This is a genomic window from Dokdonia sp. Hel_I_63 (assembly GCF_007827285.1).
GTDB lineage: Bacteria > Bacteroidota > Bacteroidia > Flavobacteriales > Flavobacteriaceae > Dokdonia.
Genome location: NZ_VISD01000001.1, coordinates 3,407,957 through 3,424,835 on the forward strand (window position 1 = coordinate 3,407,957; position 16,879 = coordinate 3,424,835).

The 16,879-nt window shown below is 38.1% G+C and carries 11 protein-coding genes; 1 reads left to right on the top strand and 10 read right to left on the bottom strand.

Annotated features, from left to right (window positions below; all coding sequences use genetic code 11):
• From JM84_RS15035 to JM84_RS15045, 3 genes are all read right to left on the bottom strand, one after another.
• Nucleotides 1-3,249, bottom strand: coding sequence for an efflux RND transporter permease subunit (locus JM84_RS15035; protein ID WP_144785048.1), 3,249 nt, complete (start codon nucleotides 3,247-3,249; stop codon nucleotides 1-3).
• 1 nt (nucleotide 3,250) lies between these two features.
• A complete protein-coding gene (locus tag JM84_RS15040) occupies nucleotides 3,251-4,387 on the bottom strand; it encodes an efflux RND transporter periplasmic adaptor subunit (RefSeq protein ID WP_144785050.1) in 1,137 nt (378 codons plus the stop codon).
• A 336-nt stretch (nucleotides 4,388-4,723) separates the two neighbouring features.
• The gene (locus tag JM84_RS15045; RefSeq protein ID WP_144785052.1) at nucleotides 4,724-6,634 is read right to left on the bottom strand and encodes an ABC-F family ATP-binding cassette domain-containing protein; all 1,911 of its coding nucleotides are present in this window, start codon (nucleotides 6,632-6,634) and stop codon (nucleotides 4,724-4,726) included.
• An 82-nt stretch (nucleotides 6,635-6,716) separates the two neighbouring features.
• On the opposite strand from JM84_RS15045, the gene JM84_RS15050 reads away from it, so the two are divergent.
• Nucleotides 6,717-7,109 carry a DUF983 domain-containing protein gene (locus JM84_RS15050; protein ID WP_013751178.1) on the top strand — a complete coding sequence of 131 codons (393 nt, stop codon included), beginning with the start codon at nucleotides 6,717-6,719 and terminating at the stop codon, nucleotides 7,107-7,109.
• 13 nt (nucleotides 7,110-7,122) lie between these two features.
• On the opposite strand, the gene JM84_RS15055 is transcribed toward JM84_RS15050, so the two are convergent.
• The 7 genes from JM84_RS15055 to topA all read right to left on the bottom strand — a co-directional run bounded on the left by JM84_RS15055 (nucleotide 7,123) and on the right by topA (nucleotide 16,737).
• Nucleotides 7,123-8,178 (bottom strand): NAD(P)/FAD-dependent oxidoreductase, encoded by a 1,056-nt coding sequence (locus tag JM84_RS15055; protein WP_261375776.1) that lies wholly within the window; start codon nucleotides 8,176-8,178, stop codon nucleotides 7,123-7,125.
• A 132-nt stretch (nucleotides 8,179-8,310) separates the two neighbouring features.
• The gene (gene gldN / locus JM84_RS15060; RefSeq protein ID WP_013751176.1) at nucleotides 8,311-9,201 is read right to left on the bottom strand and encodes a gliding motility protein GldN; all 891 of its coding nucleotides are present in this window, start codon (nucleotides 9,199-9,201) and stop codon (nucleotides 8,311-8,313) included.
• 13 nt (nucleotides 9,202-9,214) lie between these two features.
• Nucleotides 9,215-10,780 carry a gliding motility protein GldM gene (gene gldM, locus JM84_RS15065; RefSeq protein ID WP_013751175.1) on the bottom strand — a complete coding sequence of 522 codons (1,566 nt, stop codon included), beginning with the start codon at nucleotides 10,778-10,780 and terminating at the stop codon, nucleotides 9,215-9,217.
• Between the two features lie 47 nt (nucleotides 10,781-10,827).
• The gene (gldL, locus tag JM84_RS15070) at nucleotides 10,828-11,463 is read right to left on the bottom strand and encodes a gliding motility protein GldL (protein WP_013751174.1); all 636 of its coding nucleotides are present in this window, start codon (nucleotides 11,461-11,463) and stop codon (nucleotides 10,828-10,830) included.
• Nucleotides 11,464-11,541: 78 nt separating this feature from the next.
• Nucleotides 11,542-12,912, bottom strand: coding sequence for a gliding motility lipoprotein GldK (gene gldK / locus JM84_RS15075; RefSeq protein ID WP_013751173.1), 1,371 nt, complete (start codon nucleotides 12,910-12,912; stop codon nucleotides 11,542-11,544).
• A gap of 108 nt (nucleotides 12,913-13,020) precedes the next feature.
• Nucleotides 13,021-14,187: a formimidoylglutamase gene (locus JM84_RS15080; protein ID WP_013751172.1), complete on the bottom strand. Its 1,167-nt coding sequence runs from the start codon at nucleotides 14,185-14,187 to the stop codon at nucleotides 13,021-13,023.
• A gap of 3 nt (nucleotides 14,188-14,190) precedes the next feature.
• Complete coding sequence (gene topA / locus JM84_RS15085) at nucleotides 14,191-16,737, bottom strand: type I DNA topoisomerase (RefSeq protein WP_144785056.1); 2,547 nt, start codon at nucleotides 16,735-16,737, stop codon at nucleotides 14,191-14,193.
• Nucleotides 16,738-16,879: the final 142 nt, after the last annotated feature.

Sequence of the window (16,879 nt, forward strand, 5' to 3'; positions counted from 1 at the left end):
TTAAACGATGTCTGTATTATGTGGTAAAGCTGCATGATCTTCTTGAGCATCATTCTCCGCCTCTTCTTCCATCTCTTTTACTGCTCGCTCTTGATTTTCTCTAGGAGTTTTACGTCCCATAATTAATCTATCTGTTGTAGTCTTTGCCCAGTTACTAAAGGAAAGAAAGATAGGTAACATCACAAGGGTAAGTATCGTGGCAAAACCAATTCCATAAGCAATAGAAATCGCCATTGGTATTAAGAATTGTGCTTGTCTACTTTCTTCAAAAATAAGCGGTGCAAGTCCTGCTATCGTTGTTATAGATGTCAAGAATATTGCTCTAAAACGAGAACGTCCAGCGTCAAAAATAGCATCATCAAATGTCATCCCTTCTCTAAGGTTTGTATTAAACTTACCTATCAATACGAGGCCATCATTCACCATAATCCCAACGAGCGCAATAATACCTAACATAGATAAAATATTAAGTGGGAAATCGTGTATCCAGTGTCCCCACGCTACTGCAGGAAGACTTAAAGGAATCAAGAGCAATAACATTAATGGCTGACTATAACTTCTAAAAGTAAATGCAATCACAATGTAAATAAGCGCGAGTACAGTGAGTCCTACAGGCTTTAAAGAACCTGTTAATTTACCTGCTTCTCTATTCTGACCTTCATAAGATGGTGTTACCGTAGGATACTTTGATAAGATGTCTGGCATTACGTTAGACTGTAAATCTGCCATAACATCTGTAGCACTTACCTCTTTCGGATTCTTAAGATCTGCAAGTATTTGTATCTCTCTCCTTCCCTCTAGGTGGTTAACCGCGACATCACCTCTTTCAATAGTATAACTTGCAATCTCATTGAGTGGCACTTTTGATCCGCTAGGAGTAAGTATACGCATATCATCAAGATTTAAAATAGAAGATCTATTATCACGATCATAGCGTACCCACACTCTTATTTCATCTTGCCCTCTTTGAAAACGCTGCGCTTGTGATCCAAAGAATCCTGCGCGCACTTGCGTCATTACTGTTTGTAAGTTGAGACCAAGCGCATAAGCAGACTCGTTAAGCTGAAGTCTTATTTCCTTAATTCCTGCTGGATCATTATCTGTAATATCCTTGAGTACAGGATTGGACTCAAGAGATTGTTTTAATTCTGCCTTTGCTGCTTTAAGCTCTGCAATATTGTTTCCAAGTAAAGAAACTGCTACTGGACTTCCTCCAAAGTTTCCTCCACCACCATACACGAGACTTTCATTTCCTATTACTGGACCTACTTTCTCACGAATCATATTACCCACTAGAATGGAAGTAATATCGTTAGGCCTTTCCTCACCAGGTAGTAAGTTTACACTCAATGTTGCTGTAGAAGTTCCAGGACCTAAAGTTTTGATAATATTCTCAAATAATGGTCCGTCTATCTCGCTTTTATATTTTTCTGAAAGCTCTTTGTTTACCTCGACAGCTCTCATTTCAATCATAGAGATAATACTATCTGTAACACCCGCATTTGTACCGTTAGGCATGTTGAGTGTTATACGCACATTATCACTTGCAACGTTAGGAAAGAATGCTCCTCTTATGATCCCAGCTTGAAAACTCCCTGAAGTCAATAAGATAAAAACAATGAAGAAGGAGAACATCAAAAACTTATAATCAAGTGCAAAACGCAATGTAGGGCTATACACTTTATCACGTAACCATACCATTATACGATCACCAAACTCATTGACATATCGCAGCTTTGAAAATAAATTTGCAATACCTTTTTTAGGGCGGTTATCTTGCTTTTTCAAAGCCTTAGAGTGCGCAAGGTGCGCTGGAAGGATAATAAGAGCCTCTACTAATGACACCGCTAGGGTAAGCATAACTATTACAGAAACCTCTCCAAAAAACTCCCCTATTCTACCATCTAAGAACAAGAAAATACCAAAAGCAAGAATAGTCGTTAATATCGCCGAAATAATAGGAGGCAATACTTCCATGGTACCATCTACCGCAGCTTGCACTGGTGATTTGCCACGTTCATAATGCTGATAGATATTTTCGGCAATTACAATACCATCATCTACCAGAATACCAATAACGATAATCATCCCAAATAATGACAGCACGTTTATGGTTACATTAAAATATCCCGCAAGCATAAACATTCCCAAGAATGCTACTGGGAGTCCAAAGGCTACCCAAAATGCAAGACGTGTGTTTAAGAATAAAGAGAGAAATATAAGTACTAGTATCATCCCTACTACCGCATTCTCTGTAAGTAAGGCAGTACGCTGTACAAGTGTTATAGATAAGTCATTTACAACGGCAAGTTGCACGTTGTTGTATTTGTCATTAAAATCTGCGATGTACTCTTTTGCTTTCTCTGCAGCACCTATAAGGTCTTCTGTGTTTGTAGAGGTAATAGATACATTTACAGCAAGATTTCCATTGAAGTAATTTGCATTAGGTGTTTCAGAAAAGCGGTCTCTTACGGTTGCAACATCTTTAAGACGTATCGTTCTTCCGCTAGGGTCAGATCTTACAATCACATTAGAGAGTTCGTCGCCATAATAAGCTCTATTATTTGCTCTTATGAGATACTCCTCTGCTTCTGTTTTTATAGATCCTCCCGTAGTAAGGATATTTGATCTACTGACTGCTTGAGAAACATCTGCAAACGACAGATTGTAAGCTAGCAAGCTATTTTCGTTTACGGCGATTTCGATTTCCTCATCAGGATAACCTGATACGTTTATTTGTGAGATACCCTCAATTGCTCTTAGGTCATTCTCAACCTGCCTCCCTATCTGCTTAAGCGTAGCTAGGGTCACATCTTCTCCACTTATAGAAAAAGATATAGTCTGGCGTATTGCTTCTTGTTTTGCCACTACTAGTGGCTCCATACCAGAAGGAAATGATGGCACTCGATCTACAGCATTCTTAACTTCAAGAAGCATAAAATCGATATCCTTCCCTTTTTCAATCTCTACATTTATATTTCCGCTATTCTCTCTTGAAGTAGAAGTTACACGCTCTACACCGTCTAAGCCTTTAAGGTTATCTTCTATTTTAAGTACAATACCTTCTTCAACTTCCTGAGGAGATGCTCCAGGGTAAACAACGGTAATGTTTATATTTTTTGAATCTACAAGTGGAAAGAATGAAGACTTTAATGACAAGGCTCCAAATATTCCAAAAACCACAAACATTAAGACCACTACGTTTACGGCTACGTGGTACTTTATGAAGTACTCTATAATTTTACGCATCTTACTCTGCTGGTGCTTGTGATGAATCTTTCTCTTGGTATATTTTTACAAGCATACCTGCATATGCTCCTGGAACTGGCTTGCTTACTAGCTTAGTCCCATTAGGCACTCCTTTTACAACGACTTCTTTATCTGAGAAGTATACTGGTTTTACATCGATAATATCAAGAATTGAATCTCTTACAGTAAAGACTTGATTATTTGGCTGTAACAATCCTCTTGCTATTGCAATCGCATCTGTCTCCTCTTTAGCTTGGAGCACAGCCTCAAGATAAACACCTTCTCTAAGCGCACTGTCCTTTACTTCTATGTATGCATTTATAGTTTGTGAAGCTTGATCTATATTACCGTTTACTCTTGTTACCTTCCCTGTATAAGATTGATCTCCATCTATCGTTGTAAGGGCTACTTCATTGCCTACTTTGAGCAAGTCTGCATAATTCTTACTTATTGCAACTTCAAGCTCATAAACACTTGTGTCAATAAATTCACCTAGTTTTTGACCTGGACGTACTAAAGTTCCCTCAGTAACCAATGCCTCGGTTAGTATTCCTGTAAAAGGTGCTACTATATTGTACTTCCCAAGTCGTTGCTCGAGGTTCTTCACATTATAGTAAGAAGTCTGAATGTTACGCCCTGAGATAAAATAACCTTCCTTTTCTGAAGTAATTTCTGGAAGTGCAGGAGTAGATTTATTTACATCGAAGTTATTAATATACTTCTGCCACTTAGGGTAAGCCTCTGGATAGTCTAATCTCAAATCTGGCATGATAGCCGTTATTTGATTAAACAAGGCACTTTTTTGTGATTGCACAGACGCATAATATTCTGCACTATTTAAACGTAATATGGTTTCTCCTCTTCTATAGGTTTGACCAGGCTTAAAAAGTTTGCTGCCCTTTTGCAATATACCTTGCACCTCTGAGAACACCTCTAACCTGCGCTGTGCTACAAGATTACCATTTGCCGAAATCTCTATAGGCACAACACCATTAACAACATCTTCTACAAAGACTGTTTTAACGACCTTTTCTGGTTTTGGTCGTGTACGTTGGTTACTAGCAACAATTGCCTCAGAAGCAAAGAAAGCGCCTATTATGAGTACTACTCCTAATAGAGAAAGGATGATTTTACGCATCGTATTTTTTTTGGTTGAAAATGACCTAATGATCAATACGCAAAGCTAACTATGTCAAGGCGCGACAGTTGTTAACGATGTCTTAAAAAATCTCATAGCTCGTTAAACGACAAAAAGCACTAGCTACACCTAAAATACTGATTTCATTGCGGATACAACATGAAGAGTCTAGAAGCGACTTCTCAACCCTAACGCTCTCATTCTTAACAAAAACCAAATAACACCAGACAACATCTTTAAAAAAATGCTCTTTAAAAACAAAACCCCACATAAATAGTGGGGTTTATGAGTTATGTAGTGTTATAAGTACGCTTTCGCGAAAGCGCAACTAAAATTTTAATTCAAAGCATCTAGCTCTTCTGTAATTTTGCCCCAGTCTTCCATATACCCATCTAGCTTCTTTTTTTTGCCGTTATAATTATCAAAAAAATCTGGCTTCGCAACGGTCTCATCATAATTAGTTGCAAGCTCAGCATCAAGTTGCTTAACTTCTCTTTCAAGTTTGTTGATATTAGATTCCACCTTACTCAACCTATTATTAAGTGATTTAAGCTTCTTCTGATCTTCGTATGATTTTTTAGAGCTTTTTGCTGGCGCCTCTTTTTTGATGACATCTCTCTTTTCTATCTCGCGTAAGTTTGACACCTCGCGCTGTTCAAGATAATAATCTACATCACCTAGAAATTCACGTATACGGTGGTCTTTAAATTCATAAACGCGATCTGTAAGTCCTTGTAAGAAATCACGATCGTGAGATACTACAATAAGGGTTCCTTCAAACTGCTTAAGACTATCCTTTAAAACATTCTTAGATTTTATGTCGAGGTGGTTAGTAGGCTCATCCATCACAAGCACATTAAAAGGCTGCAACATCAATTTTGCCAGTGCAAGTCTGTTACGCTCACCTCCAGAAAGTACACGCACATATTTATCTACTTCTTCACCCCTAAAAAGAAAAGAACCTAAAATATTACGCACAAGCGGTCTAGTGCGTTCATCTGCCGCATCGATCATTGTTTCCTCAACGGTTTTTGAGCCGTCTAGGTATTCTGCTTGATTTTGAGCGAAGTATCCTATTTGCACATTGTGTCCTAACTTTACATCACCTTGGTGCGCTAGTTCTCCTACTATAATTTTAGCAAGTGTAGATTTGCCTTGACCATTTTGCCCTACAAAGGCAGTCTTTGTATTTCTTTCTACAAGTAAATCTATCCCTTGTAGTACTGTCTTATCCCCATAACTTTTCTCAACATCGTTTGCCTCTACCACCACTTTTCCTGGAGTAACGGATACTGGAAATTTTAATGTCATCACACTATTATCATCCTCATCTACTTCAATGCGATCTATCTTATCAAGCTTCTTAATAAGAGATTGTGCCATAGTTGCCTTAGATGCTTTTGCACGGAATTTCTCAATGAGTTTCTCCGTTTGCTCTATTTGCTTTTGCTGGTTTTTCTGAGAAGCAAGTTGCTGCTCTCTTAATTCTTTACGTAAGACTAGGTACTCTGTGTATGGTTTGGGGTAATCATAAATACGTCCTAAAGAAATCTCAATAGTACGATTTGTAACATTGTCTAAGAACATTTTATCGTGCGACACAATTGCTACAGCTCCAGAATATCCTTTTAAGAAGGTCTCAAGCCAAATAATAGATTCTATATCTAAGTGGTTTGTAGGCTCATCCAGTAATAGGATGTCATGGTTTTGAAGTAATAGCTTTGCAAGCTCAATACGCATGCGCCATCCTCCAGAAAAAGTATCTGTAAGCTTATCAAAATCTTCACGTTTAAAACCTAGTCCCTGAAGGATACGTTCTGTCTCTCCTTTATAGTTATAACCTCCATGCACCTCATATTGATGTTGCACATCGTTTATGTCAATCATTAACTGGTTATATCCCTCACTCTCATAATCTGTACGAGTAGCTAGCTGACTATTAATCTCCTCAAGTTTGCCTTCTAGCTCCTTAATTTCTTTAAAAGCTTCATAAGACTCTTGAAGAACGGTTCTTCCTTCTACAAAGTCAATATCCTGCTTAAGAAAACCAATACTTATCTCTTTTTCAATAGCTATAGATCCAGTATCATAAGGTTGCTCGCCAGAAATAATGCGCAACATAGTAGACTTACCTGCACCATTTTTACCTACAAGCCCCACGCGATCTCCTCCATTAAGACGGAAAGTGATTTCTTCAAAAAGATATTCGCCTTGAAAAGAGACAGAAAGGTTATGAATATTAAGCATAAGGAGATAAGTAAAAAATATGATTTATAAAGTATGAGGACTGCAAAGATGCTTAAATTTGTACTCATAAACCAAAGAGATTATGGGAATTCTAAAAGGCAGCAAAATTAACAGTATTATTAAAGGAAAATGCCCTGTTTGTCAAAATGAATCCATGTATAAAAACCCAAATCCGTACATACTTTCCCAAACGCTCAAAATGCATGAACGCTGCTCTCATTGCAATACAAAATACAAAATAGAACCTTCCTTCTTTTATGGGGCAATGTATGTAAGTTACCCTGTTGGGATTGCTTTTGCGACAGCAGCATTTGTAATTACCTACTTCTTTTTTGAGGCAACTCTAGTTAATACATTTATCGCAATTGTAGGAACCATGATTGTATTCATGCCTGTCATTATGCGACTTGCTCGAAATATATGGATCAATTTTTTCATGAAGTACGACCCAGCAAAAGATCAACTGTCAAGCTAATTACCAAAACCGACTACTTGAATTTTTTAGGAAAACGCATCACATCCACTTCAGCAGGGAGTGCTTCTTGATGCTCTAAAAAATTATAGAGATACTTCGCTAGCAGAGGACCTGCCATGATTCCTCTTGTGCCTAATCCATTTAATATGGCTAGCTGATTGTAGATAGGGTGAACACCAAGGAGTGGTCTTCTATCCCCCGTCGTAGGACGCACGCCCGCCTCTTGATCGACGACTGCATAAGAAACATTAATTAGTGCGTCAAGCTTTTCTAAAAGCTCTTCACGAGCTTCTGTTGTAGCTTCCCAATCCTTATCTGTCCAATTATAAGTTGCACCTACTTTATAAAGATCGTTTCCTAATGGAACGATAAAGAATGAAGATTTAATTGCTGCATTTAATTGTAATTGTGGAGAACTGATAATTATGTATTCTCCCTTATTACCAACTAATGGCAATTTCCCGAAGTAAGGGTTTTGCTTCACTCCATAACCTTCGGCAAATACAATTCTAGAGGCCTTATGACCATCATAGATTACAGATGACTCTTGTAATTGCAATAAGTCGTAATTAAATACCGCTTTCGCGAAAGCGGACTTACCTACAAGATATCGTTCATACGAGGCTTGTAGTTTTGTAATTGCCACTCTCCCTGTTTCTAGCACTTCTCCATAGTGAAATGGCGCCAAAATCTCGTTACGCTCTTCCTTTACTATCTGCGTTTTTACAAAGCGGTCCAGCCCAGGCTTGTCACTTGCCGTAAACCAATTATTCTGATCTTCGATAGAATAGAATACTTTGCGCACGGGCAATTCATACATGAACGACTCGCCGAGTTTCTCTTCTAAATTTCTGAAATATGGTATTGCAAGGTCAAATTGCTCAATAGCCTTCCAAGGCAGTGAGTATCGCTTTAAAATTACTGGGTTATACAAACCAGCTGCTACACGGCTTGCGCCTTCTGTTCCTTTATCTATGACAATAAAAGACTTACCATTGCGCTCACACTCTTCACAAAATGCGATGCCTGCCAGTCCAAGACCTACGATAATATAATCTACTTCTTTCACCGTACAAAAATACAAGAATAGTAGGCTCACAAAGTGCGCATCGCCTTCCTATTTATAAATCTGAAATTTATAAAATAAAAAAGCCACCTAAACGTATTGCTTAGGTGGCTTATATCATAATTGGAAATTAATCTAGTAATTCCAAAGATCTTGTTCAATATCTCTAATACGTTCTTTAATACGATCTGACTCTAGTAATTGCATCATTGAGTTATCATTAATGTACTCCTTAACCTTACGGTCACCTTGTACATTATCCTCTTTATAAATAGTCGCGTTAAAACGCCTACTATTTAACAAGTGGTCAAATGATATAGGCATCGATGTATTCTTGCGGTTAAATGCTTTTGCATTGTGCAATACTTCACGCGCTCCTGGAAACCATATCCAGAAAAGTTCAATATCTGCTGCACTTGCATCATCTAAGAAATTTACATCACCAGAAACTGGTGCAATACCTAATAATCGGTACTTAAGTTCTCCTTGACGCTTATCGATATACCAGTATCCACGTATGTGGTATGCGTTGATATCATAAGCAGTGATCTCTGTGCGCTCGATGTTATAATCAGAAATTGACTCTCCAGCATTTAATTGATCATATCCAGCATCAGAAGTATCAATTTTTACCATTGCGGCAGAAAGATCTCCTAGTTGGATTTTTTCTGTGAAGTATGAATCTCTGTAAATAGCATCAATCTTTCCATTTTTAATATTCTTTACTAGAACATCAAAAAGTGAACGACGATCTGATCCCATATTGATAGTATCAATAGGGTAGTAGAGCGGGAAATTTACGCGTTCATCAAGATCAATAACCTCCCATGTGTTTTTTGCCCACAACACGTCACGTTTTTCTACGTAACCGTATGGCAATGGATTGTCATTGTCCTTTGCTTTTTGCTCTTCGGTAACTTCAAACATTTCATCTGGCGTTTTTGCATTAAGGATATTTCCTTGTGCAAATGCTGGAACTGCCATCAATAGACCGAGTGCAACAAAAATTAAACGTTTAAGACTCATAATTACTTTTATTTTAGTTTGCTAACTCAATGATGATTGGAGAAACTGTTTTCAATCTATATCCTGAGTTACCTTGTATACTTGCTTTAATATCAAAAATCTGTACTGTAGATCCTCTTTTTGCACGCTTTAATGCAGATTGTGCAGCTCCGTTAAGTTTATTGCCTTGTACAGAAACTGTAGCCGCATCTCCTGCTCTAAATTTGAAGCTATTTACGTTTAGATTAAGATCAAAGTCAAAATCTGGAAGGCTTGCTCCTATTGGTGCTGCTGCAACTGTGTTTCTAGGCTTCTTTAAATTACCGCCATCATCACCTCCTAAAGTTCCCACTGGACGTGGAATATCTTTAATACGGAAAACAGCTTTATCTGAAGCACTACCTCCATCAGGAAGCTTTGCAGTCACATTAATCGTTACTTCACGTCCTTGACCAGGAGTCATTGAATAGCTAGTTCCAGATCTTTTAGAAAGACCTGCTCCAGATGCAGAAACTGCATTATCAGATACCCCAGCAAATGATATCGTCATTGGGTTTGCAACTCCACGATAAACAACATTCATCTTATCTGCCGCGATAGTAGCAGAGTTAGGCTTGTTAATGGTCGTAAAAGATTGCTCAACTGGAACTTCGATTTCCTTACCATCTTGAGGGTAAAATAATGATCCCGTAATTTTGTGATCACCTACACCTCCAGTGTTTACTCCTAAAACAAGTTTACCACCATCGAAAGAAACTTTATCTGCAGGGATTGCACGTCCATCTAATTTTAATTCTACTCTAGAAGGCTTAGTAGAAGAATCTACACGACCTAAAGAAAGAACTCCATCAAATGTTGATCCTGTGTAATAAGCACCTTTTGAAGTTGTCATTACAGTTTCGTAGTTGTTTAAAGAAGCAAGTTCTTTAAGATTACCAGAAAGTAATTTTGACAATAATTCATTCTCAACAACTTTAATGTCATTTTGTAATTGAGACATTTTAGTTAAAGAAGATACTGATGGAAATCCTACGTAGTTATAAGATAAATAATCCTGAGTAATTTTTGCTCCATCTCCTTCTCCGCCTGTGACGATAGGAGCTGTACTAAAATCACTTTGAATTTGCGCCGCAAGCGCTTCATTATCTCCTGCAAGTTTCAACATTCCTTCTCGGTAAGCATCCATCTTTGCAAGAAATTCTTGTCCAGTTGGCGATACTTTACCTCCCTTATAATAACGCTCATCGATAAAGTTAGACTTATCCATAGCTTCATAATCCTTAGGGTCTTTTACTTCAGCCAAAAGTGCTGCTTTTTCAGAAGCTAAGTATGCGAAATATTCATCTCCAAGAGCTTTAGCAGATTTTGCTGTTGCAGCAGCTGCTTTAAACTCTTCGTTTTCATTTGCTTTTTTAGAAATATCTGCTAATGCAAGATCATTCTTTGCTTCAAACGTCGCATTAGAACGATCAAATTTTTCGTTTATTGAACCAAAAGCAGATAATACCTCTTTAGACATATTTAGTGCTAGCATTGCTATAAACACTAAATACATTAGATTAATCATCTTTTGCCTTGGGCTTTGTTTTCCTCCTGCCATTTTTTAAATTTTAGTTGTTAGTTTATTAATTGTGTAAACAACTAAAATTAGTTTTTGTTCATTGCAGAAAGCATTCCACCATATACTCCGTTTAAAGAAGAAAGGTTTGTTGCAAGACTCTCCATTTGATCTTTAAGCTTTCCGGCATTTTGAGTTACTTGCTCGTTGATTTCTGCTTGACGGCTAGAAGACTCTACCTGTACTTTGTAAAGGCTATTTAAAGACTCCATTTGAGCTGCAGCAAGTGCCATCTCTTCAGAATATTTTTTAGTAGATGTCATAGCATCTGCCGTAGGTGCAATTCCTTTTGCTGCCCCCTCAAAGCTACGGATACTTGTCCCTAGGCTTGTCATAAGCTCAGAATCAATTTTTGCTTCTTTAAGCATGTTATCTAATTTTTTAGATAATTGAGCTTCTGCTTCAACAGGAGCTACTGCTTTTTTCTTTGATCCACTTGCACCACCTGCAAGTTCTGGGTACACTAATGCCCAATCAAGCTCATTATCCACAGGTTCAAATGCAGAAATAGCAAATACTACCGCCTCCGTAATTAGACCAACAATAAGCATCTCGTTACCGAAAGGCCAGTGCATTATTTTGAATAAAGCACCAATAATTACTACTGCTGCTCCTAGTCCGTAGACCATATTCATTAATTTCTTTCCAGTTTTTGATTTAGCCATGTTAAATAGGTTTTTTAGTTTAGTTAAGTAAGTTAATTAGATTAAGTAATTGTTATAATTTGGGAATTATTCAATTCGTTATTTCTTCGGCTTTCTAAGGTTGATTTTCTCATCAACACCCATAAAGTCCTGCACGGTTCTAAAACCGATATAACTACGAGCAGAGTCTTGATACTCATAGTCACGTGAGCTTACCTGTAGGAAGTAAGCAACGTCTTTCCATGAACCACCACGTATCACTTTGCGACGATTGTCTTTGTCATTTACGTTAGGGTTAATGGTAGACATATATTCATAAGAAGCTGGATCGTAAGAAGAAGCTACCCACTCTGATACATTTCCTGCCATATTGTACAGGTTGTAATCATTAGGTTCGTAAGCATCTGCTTCTACTGTATACAACGCTTGATCTGCGCCATAATCCCCTCTTAAAGGTTTAAAGTTTGCAAGGAAGCAACCTCTATCATTCTTTGCATATGGACCACCCCAAGGGTAATCACCACTTTCTAGTCCGCCACGAGCGGCATACTCCCACTCTGCTTCACCAGGAAGTCTAAAACGGTTTACAAATTGTCTCTTCTTAGATTTTTGATGAGCGTTCTTGTACATCGTTCTCCACTCACAAAAAGCTTTTGCTTGCATCCATGTAACTCCAACAACTGGATACTCTCCGTATGCATCATGCCAGAAATAGTCATTATGCATAGGTTCATTGTATGAGTACGCAAAATCTTTAATCCACACCGTTGTGTCTGGATAAATATTTACAATTTCTGTTTTGATATGATCTTTACGACGACCGCCGTTTTTCTTTGCTGCTTCTTGAATATCAAGGTACGTATAACGGAAATCTAACTTATCTACATCGATAGTGCGCTGCCCATTATAAGCTTCTTCCATTGGAATATACATTGTATCCATAACCTCAGCATAATACTCATCTGGGTATTCTGCAGTATCCGTAAAAAGCTCTACGTCCTTATTTAACTTCCTTCCTTCAAAGCCAGTCTCACCTAGTCCGAAATAGTTATCATACATGTATTGCTCGTAAGGGGTCATGTTATCAGGATCTGCATCGCTAAATGCAAACTCGCCTATACCACCATTACCAGGAGTCTCTCCAAGCTCATCAGCTAAGATTGCAAGTTTCGTACGTATAGTAGAATCTTGAACCCACTCTACAAACTGTCTATATTCTGAGTTAGTGATTTCTGTTTCGTCCATGTAGAAAGAGCGCACAGTCACCGTTTTAGTAGGAGCGTCATTTACGGCAGCAAAGTCATCATCACTCTTACCCATTATGTAAGCACCTCCAGAAACGAGGGTCATTCCATAAGGTTTTTCAGGGTTCCATCGCTTGCCTTTGGCACCGACGAGTTCCCCTCGATCGCCTTTGCCACAACTAGACAGCAAAGCTACTATCGCAATAAATGCAATATACTTTTTCATAGGATATTAGGTTAAGTATTCTAAAGTTAAGGGCGTAAACCTATTTATTTTATTTGTAATAAACAATTTATTCGCCAAAAATAATCATTTCATCGTTGAAACACATAGTCAAATTTCGTTTTTCTTCCTTGCTTTGAACCAACGTTCAGGGATATTTTGATTACAAGCATCCAGATAATCTTGGTACGTGCAAGGTAATAACGTGTGCCTTTTTAATTTATTATTCAAGCCCATAATAAATGGAATCTCGATCCACCATCTGGCTGTTTTTTCACTTTTGTAAAATGTTAACACTTCATCTTCTATTGGAACTTGATACGTAAGAAAATTTCCTTTCTCAATATCCATGTTTTCGCTTGCGCGAAAATTTACCCCCTCAATAAAGTACCACATCATTTGAGCAACGAGCATCGCTGCTTTTTCCTCATGAGCATCATTCTTATATTCAAAAACTCCAAAAGAAGTTACCTTGTCACTTATACCTGCATATCGAGCAATAGTACATATCTCCTTTCCATCAAACCCATTAGGCATTTTATTATACCTAGTACTTAGCTCACTACTGCGCACAGCATTTAAGTCTATCGCAACAAGATCTGCATCTCTCATTACAGGCTCCACAATACTCATCATAGCCGAAACATTTCCTAATCGGTAACTATCAAAGTATAACTTATCCATCAGATCTATTTCCTCCTGAGGATTAAAATAAGTTTGATACCCTATATTTGAGTAGTTGAAAAGGTTGTATGGTTTTTCAACAATAATCTTCCCTACGTACGATTTATTATGGATAGGCTGGCTCGCATCTCCTAAGTCAAAACGACTATCTACATTCACCACATTTACCATTTGATCCAATTTATCATACGATCTGTAAATAGGATACACCAAATCTTGACTTCCTCCTATATACATAGGTACAATTCCCTTCTTAAAAAGAGCTTCGTTAACAGTTCTGATGGCAAAATAGGTGTCATCTACACTTTCTCCTCCATGAATGTCACCCAAATCGGCAATTGTTGTGTGCCAGTTACCAGGGAAAAGTTCGTAAAAAGTGGTCCTAAGTTCTGTAAATGATAATGATTCTCCGAGGTTATTTTGATCACGCCTGTTTTCGCGCAAGCAAATAATAGCAACTTGCACACCCTCTAGATCTGGCATTCCCAATTCCTCACTGTGTAATCTAATGTTATTACCTAGTGATTGATGATGTTGCAATTGTATATGCGCAAGCGCAATTTCTGGTATAGGGCTTAGCACCTCAAAGGCCATATATTACTTCTTTTTTGCAGTCGTTTTCTTCTTTACAGGCGCCTTTTTCTTTGCTGGAGCTTTCTTTTTGGCCGGAGCTTTCTTTTTTGCTGCTGCTTTTTTCTTAGGTGCTTTTTTCTCTATGTAGGCCTTGATTTCATCTAAGGTTAACGCTGCTGCGTCTATATCCTTACTTAGCTCAATTTTAGTCTTTCCTTTAATAATATTAGAACGACCCCATCTTGCTTTTTCTACACGTATACCTTCTTCTGGGAAGTCTTGAAGTACTTTATCTATTTCCTTCTGCTTCTTCACTTCAATAAGCTCTACGATGTCATCGTCAGAAAGGTTATCAAAGTCGTACTTCTTATTGACATTAATAAACATCCCGTTCCATTTTATAAATGGCCCGAAACGTCCTGTTCCTTTTTGAACTGGAAGGTCTTCATAGGTATAAATAGGAGCATCTGCCTTTTGCTTCTCTTTAATATACACAATAGCTTCATCAAGATCTACATCCATAGGGTCACGGCCTTTAGGCAATGAAACAAAGGTTGCCCCAAACTTCACATAAGGACCAAAACGACCATTATTTACAGATACTTCTTCTTCCTCAAAAGTCCCTAAAACTTTAGGCAACTTAAACAAGTCCATCGCTTGCTCATAAGTCAGGTTTGCCAGCGTTTGATCTGGACCTAAACTTGCAAAACGCGGTTTCTCTTCATCTTCTACAGAACCTATTTGAACCATAGGTCCAAATTTCCCTAAACGAACACTTACCGGTTTACCGCTTTCTGGATCTTTACCTAAAATACGCTCACCTACTTCACGCTCTGCATTTTTCTCTACATCTTTTACATGAGGATGAAAATCTGTGTAAAAGTCTTTCATCATCTTTGTCCACTCCTGCTTACCTTCTGCAATATCATCAAAGTCTGCTTCGACTTTTGCTGTAAAGTTGTAATCAAGAATATTTTCAAAATGCTGTACCAAGAAATCATTTACTACCATTCCCACATCTGTAGGAACTAGCTTTCCTTTGTCTGAACCTACCATCTCTGTTAAGGTTCTATCTTTTATCTCGTTGTTTTCAAGACTTAACACATCATAAGATCGCTCTTTACCATCTACAGTACCCTTCTCAACATACTTACGATTTTGTATCGTAGTAATAGTAGGCGCATATGTAGACGGACGACCGATACCAAGCTCCTCTAATTTCTTTACTAAAGATGCTTCCGTATATCTATACGGTGGTCTTGTAAAACGTTCTGTTGCGGTAATGTAAGAATTGAATAATGTTTCTCCTGTTTTAAGATCTGGAAGTAATCCAGTCTCTTCTTCATCCTCATCATCATGACCTTCAAGGTATACCTTTAAGAATCCTTCAAATTTCAAGATCTCTCCGTTTGCAGTAAAGTTATCTGTTCCTGCGCTTGAAGCTATCTGCACATTAGTACGCTCTAGTTGCGCCTCACTCATTTGTGATGCAATAGCTCGTTTCCATATTAATTCATACAGACGCATTTGATCGCGATCCATATTAACTGAATGCTTAGAAAAATCTGTTGGACGTATCGCTTCGTGAGCTTCTTGTGCTCCTTTTGACTTCCCTTTATAGTTACGTTCTTTATGAAATTCTTTACCGTAAGCAGCTAGTATTTCTGCTTGCGCACCAGCTTTTGCATCTTTAGATAGGTTTACACTATCTGTTCTCATATAGGTAATGTGCCCAGCCTCATAGAGACGCTGCGCCATATTCATCGTTTTACTAACAGAGAAGTATAACTTTCTACTTGCTTCTTGTTGTAGTGTAGAAGTTGTAAATGGTGGTGCTGGTGATTTTTTGGCGGGCTTTTTTGTAAGCGCATCTACTTTAAAAGTAGCCTTCAAGTTTTTCTCAAGAAATTCTTGTGCTTTTTTCTTAGTAGTAATGTTTTTAGGAAGTTTTGCCCTAAAAGATTTTCCATCTTCTGTAGTAAACTCTGCATCTACTCTGTATGATGCTTGTGGCTCAAAGTTTAACACCTCGCGCTCACGCTCTACAATAAGTCTCACAGAAACAGATTGCACTCGCCCTGCCGAAAGCCCTCCTTTTACCTTTCTCCATAACACTGGCGAAAGTTCGTAACCTACGAGTCTATCTAAAACTCTACGCGCTTGTTGCGCATTTACAAGATCATAATCAATCTGGCGCGGATTATCGATTGCTCTTAAGATTGCAGTTTTAGTAATCTCATGAAAAACAATACGCTTAGTACGGTCTGGTGTTAAGCCGAGCTCTTGCTCGAGGTGCCATGCAATGGCCTCACCCTCGCGATCCTCATCACTTGCTAGCCAAACCATATCGGCTTTTGCGGCTAGTGATTTTAGATTTTTTACTACCTTTTTCTTATCGTCAGAGACTTTATATTTAGGAGTAAAATCTCCATCTACATCAACACCTAACTCTTTAGAGGGAAGGTCTGCTATGTGTCCAAAACTACTCTCAACTTTATAGTCAGAGCCTAGAAATTTTTCTATTGTTTTAGCCTTTGCAGGTGACTCCACAATGACGAGATTCTTTGCCATACATCTTATTTTTCAGGGTACAAAAGTAGATGTTTTATTTATATCGTAATCCGCAAGGGCATTATTTCTGTGATATTTCACTTTTTGAAGCATCGCAAATCACTGTTTTATGGAGTTATTACGCTTTCGCGAAAGCGTAACA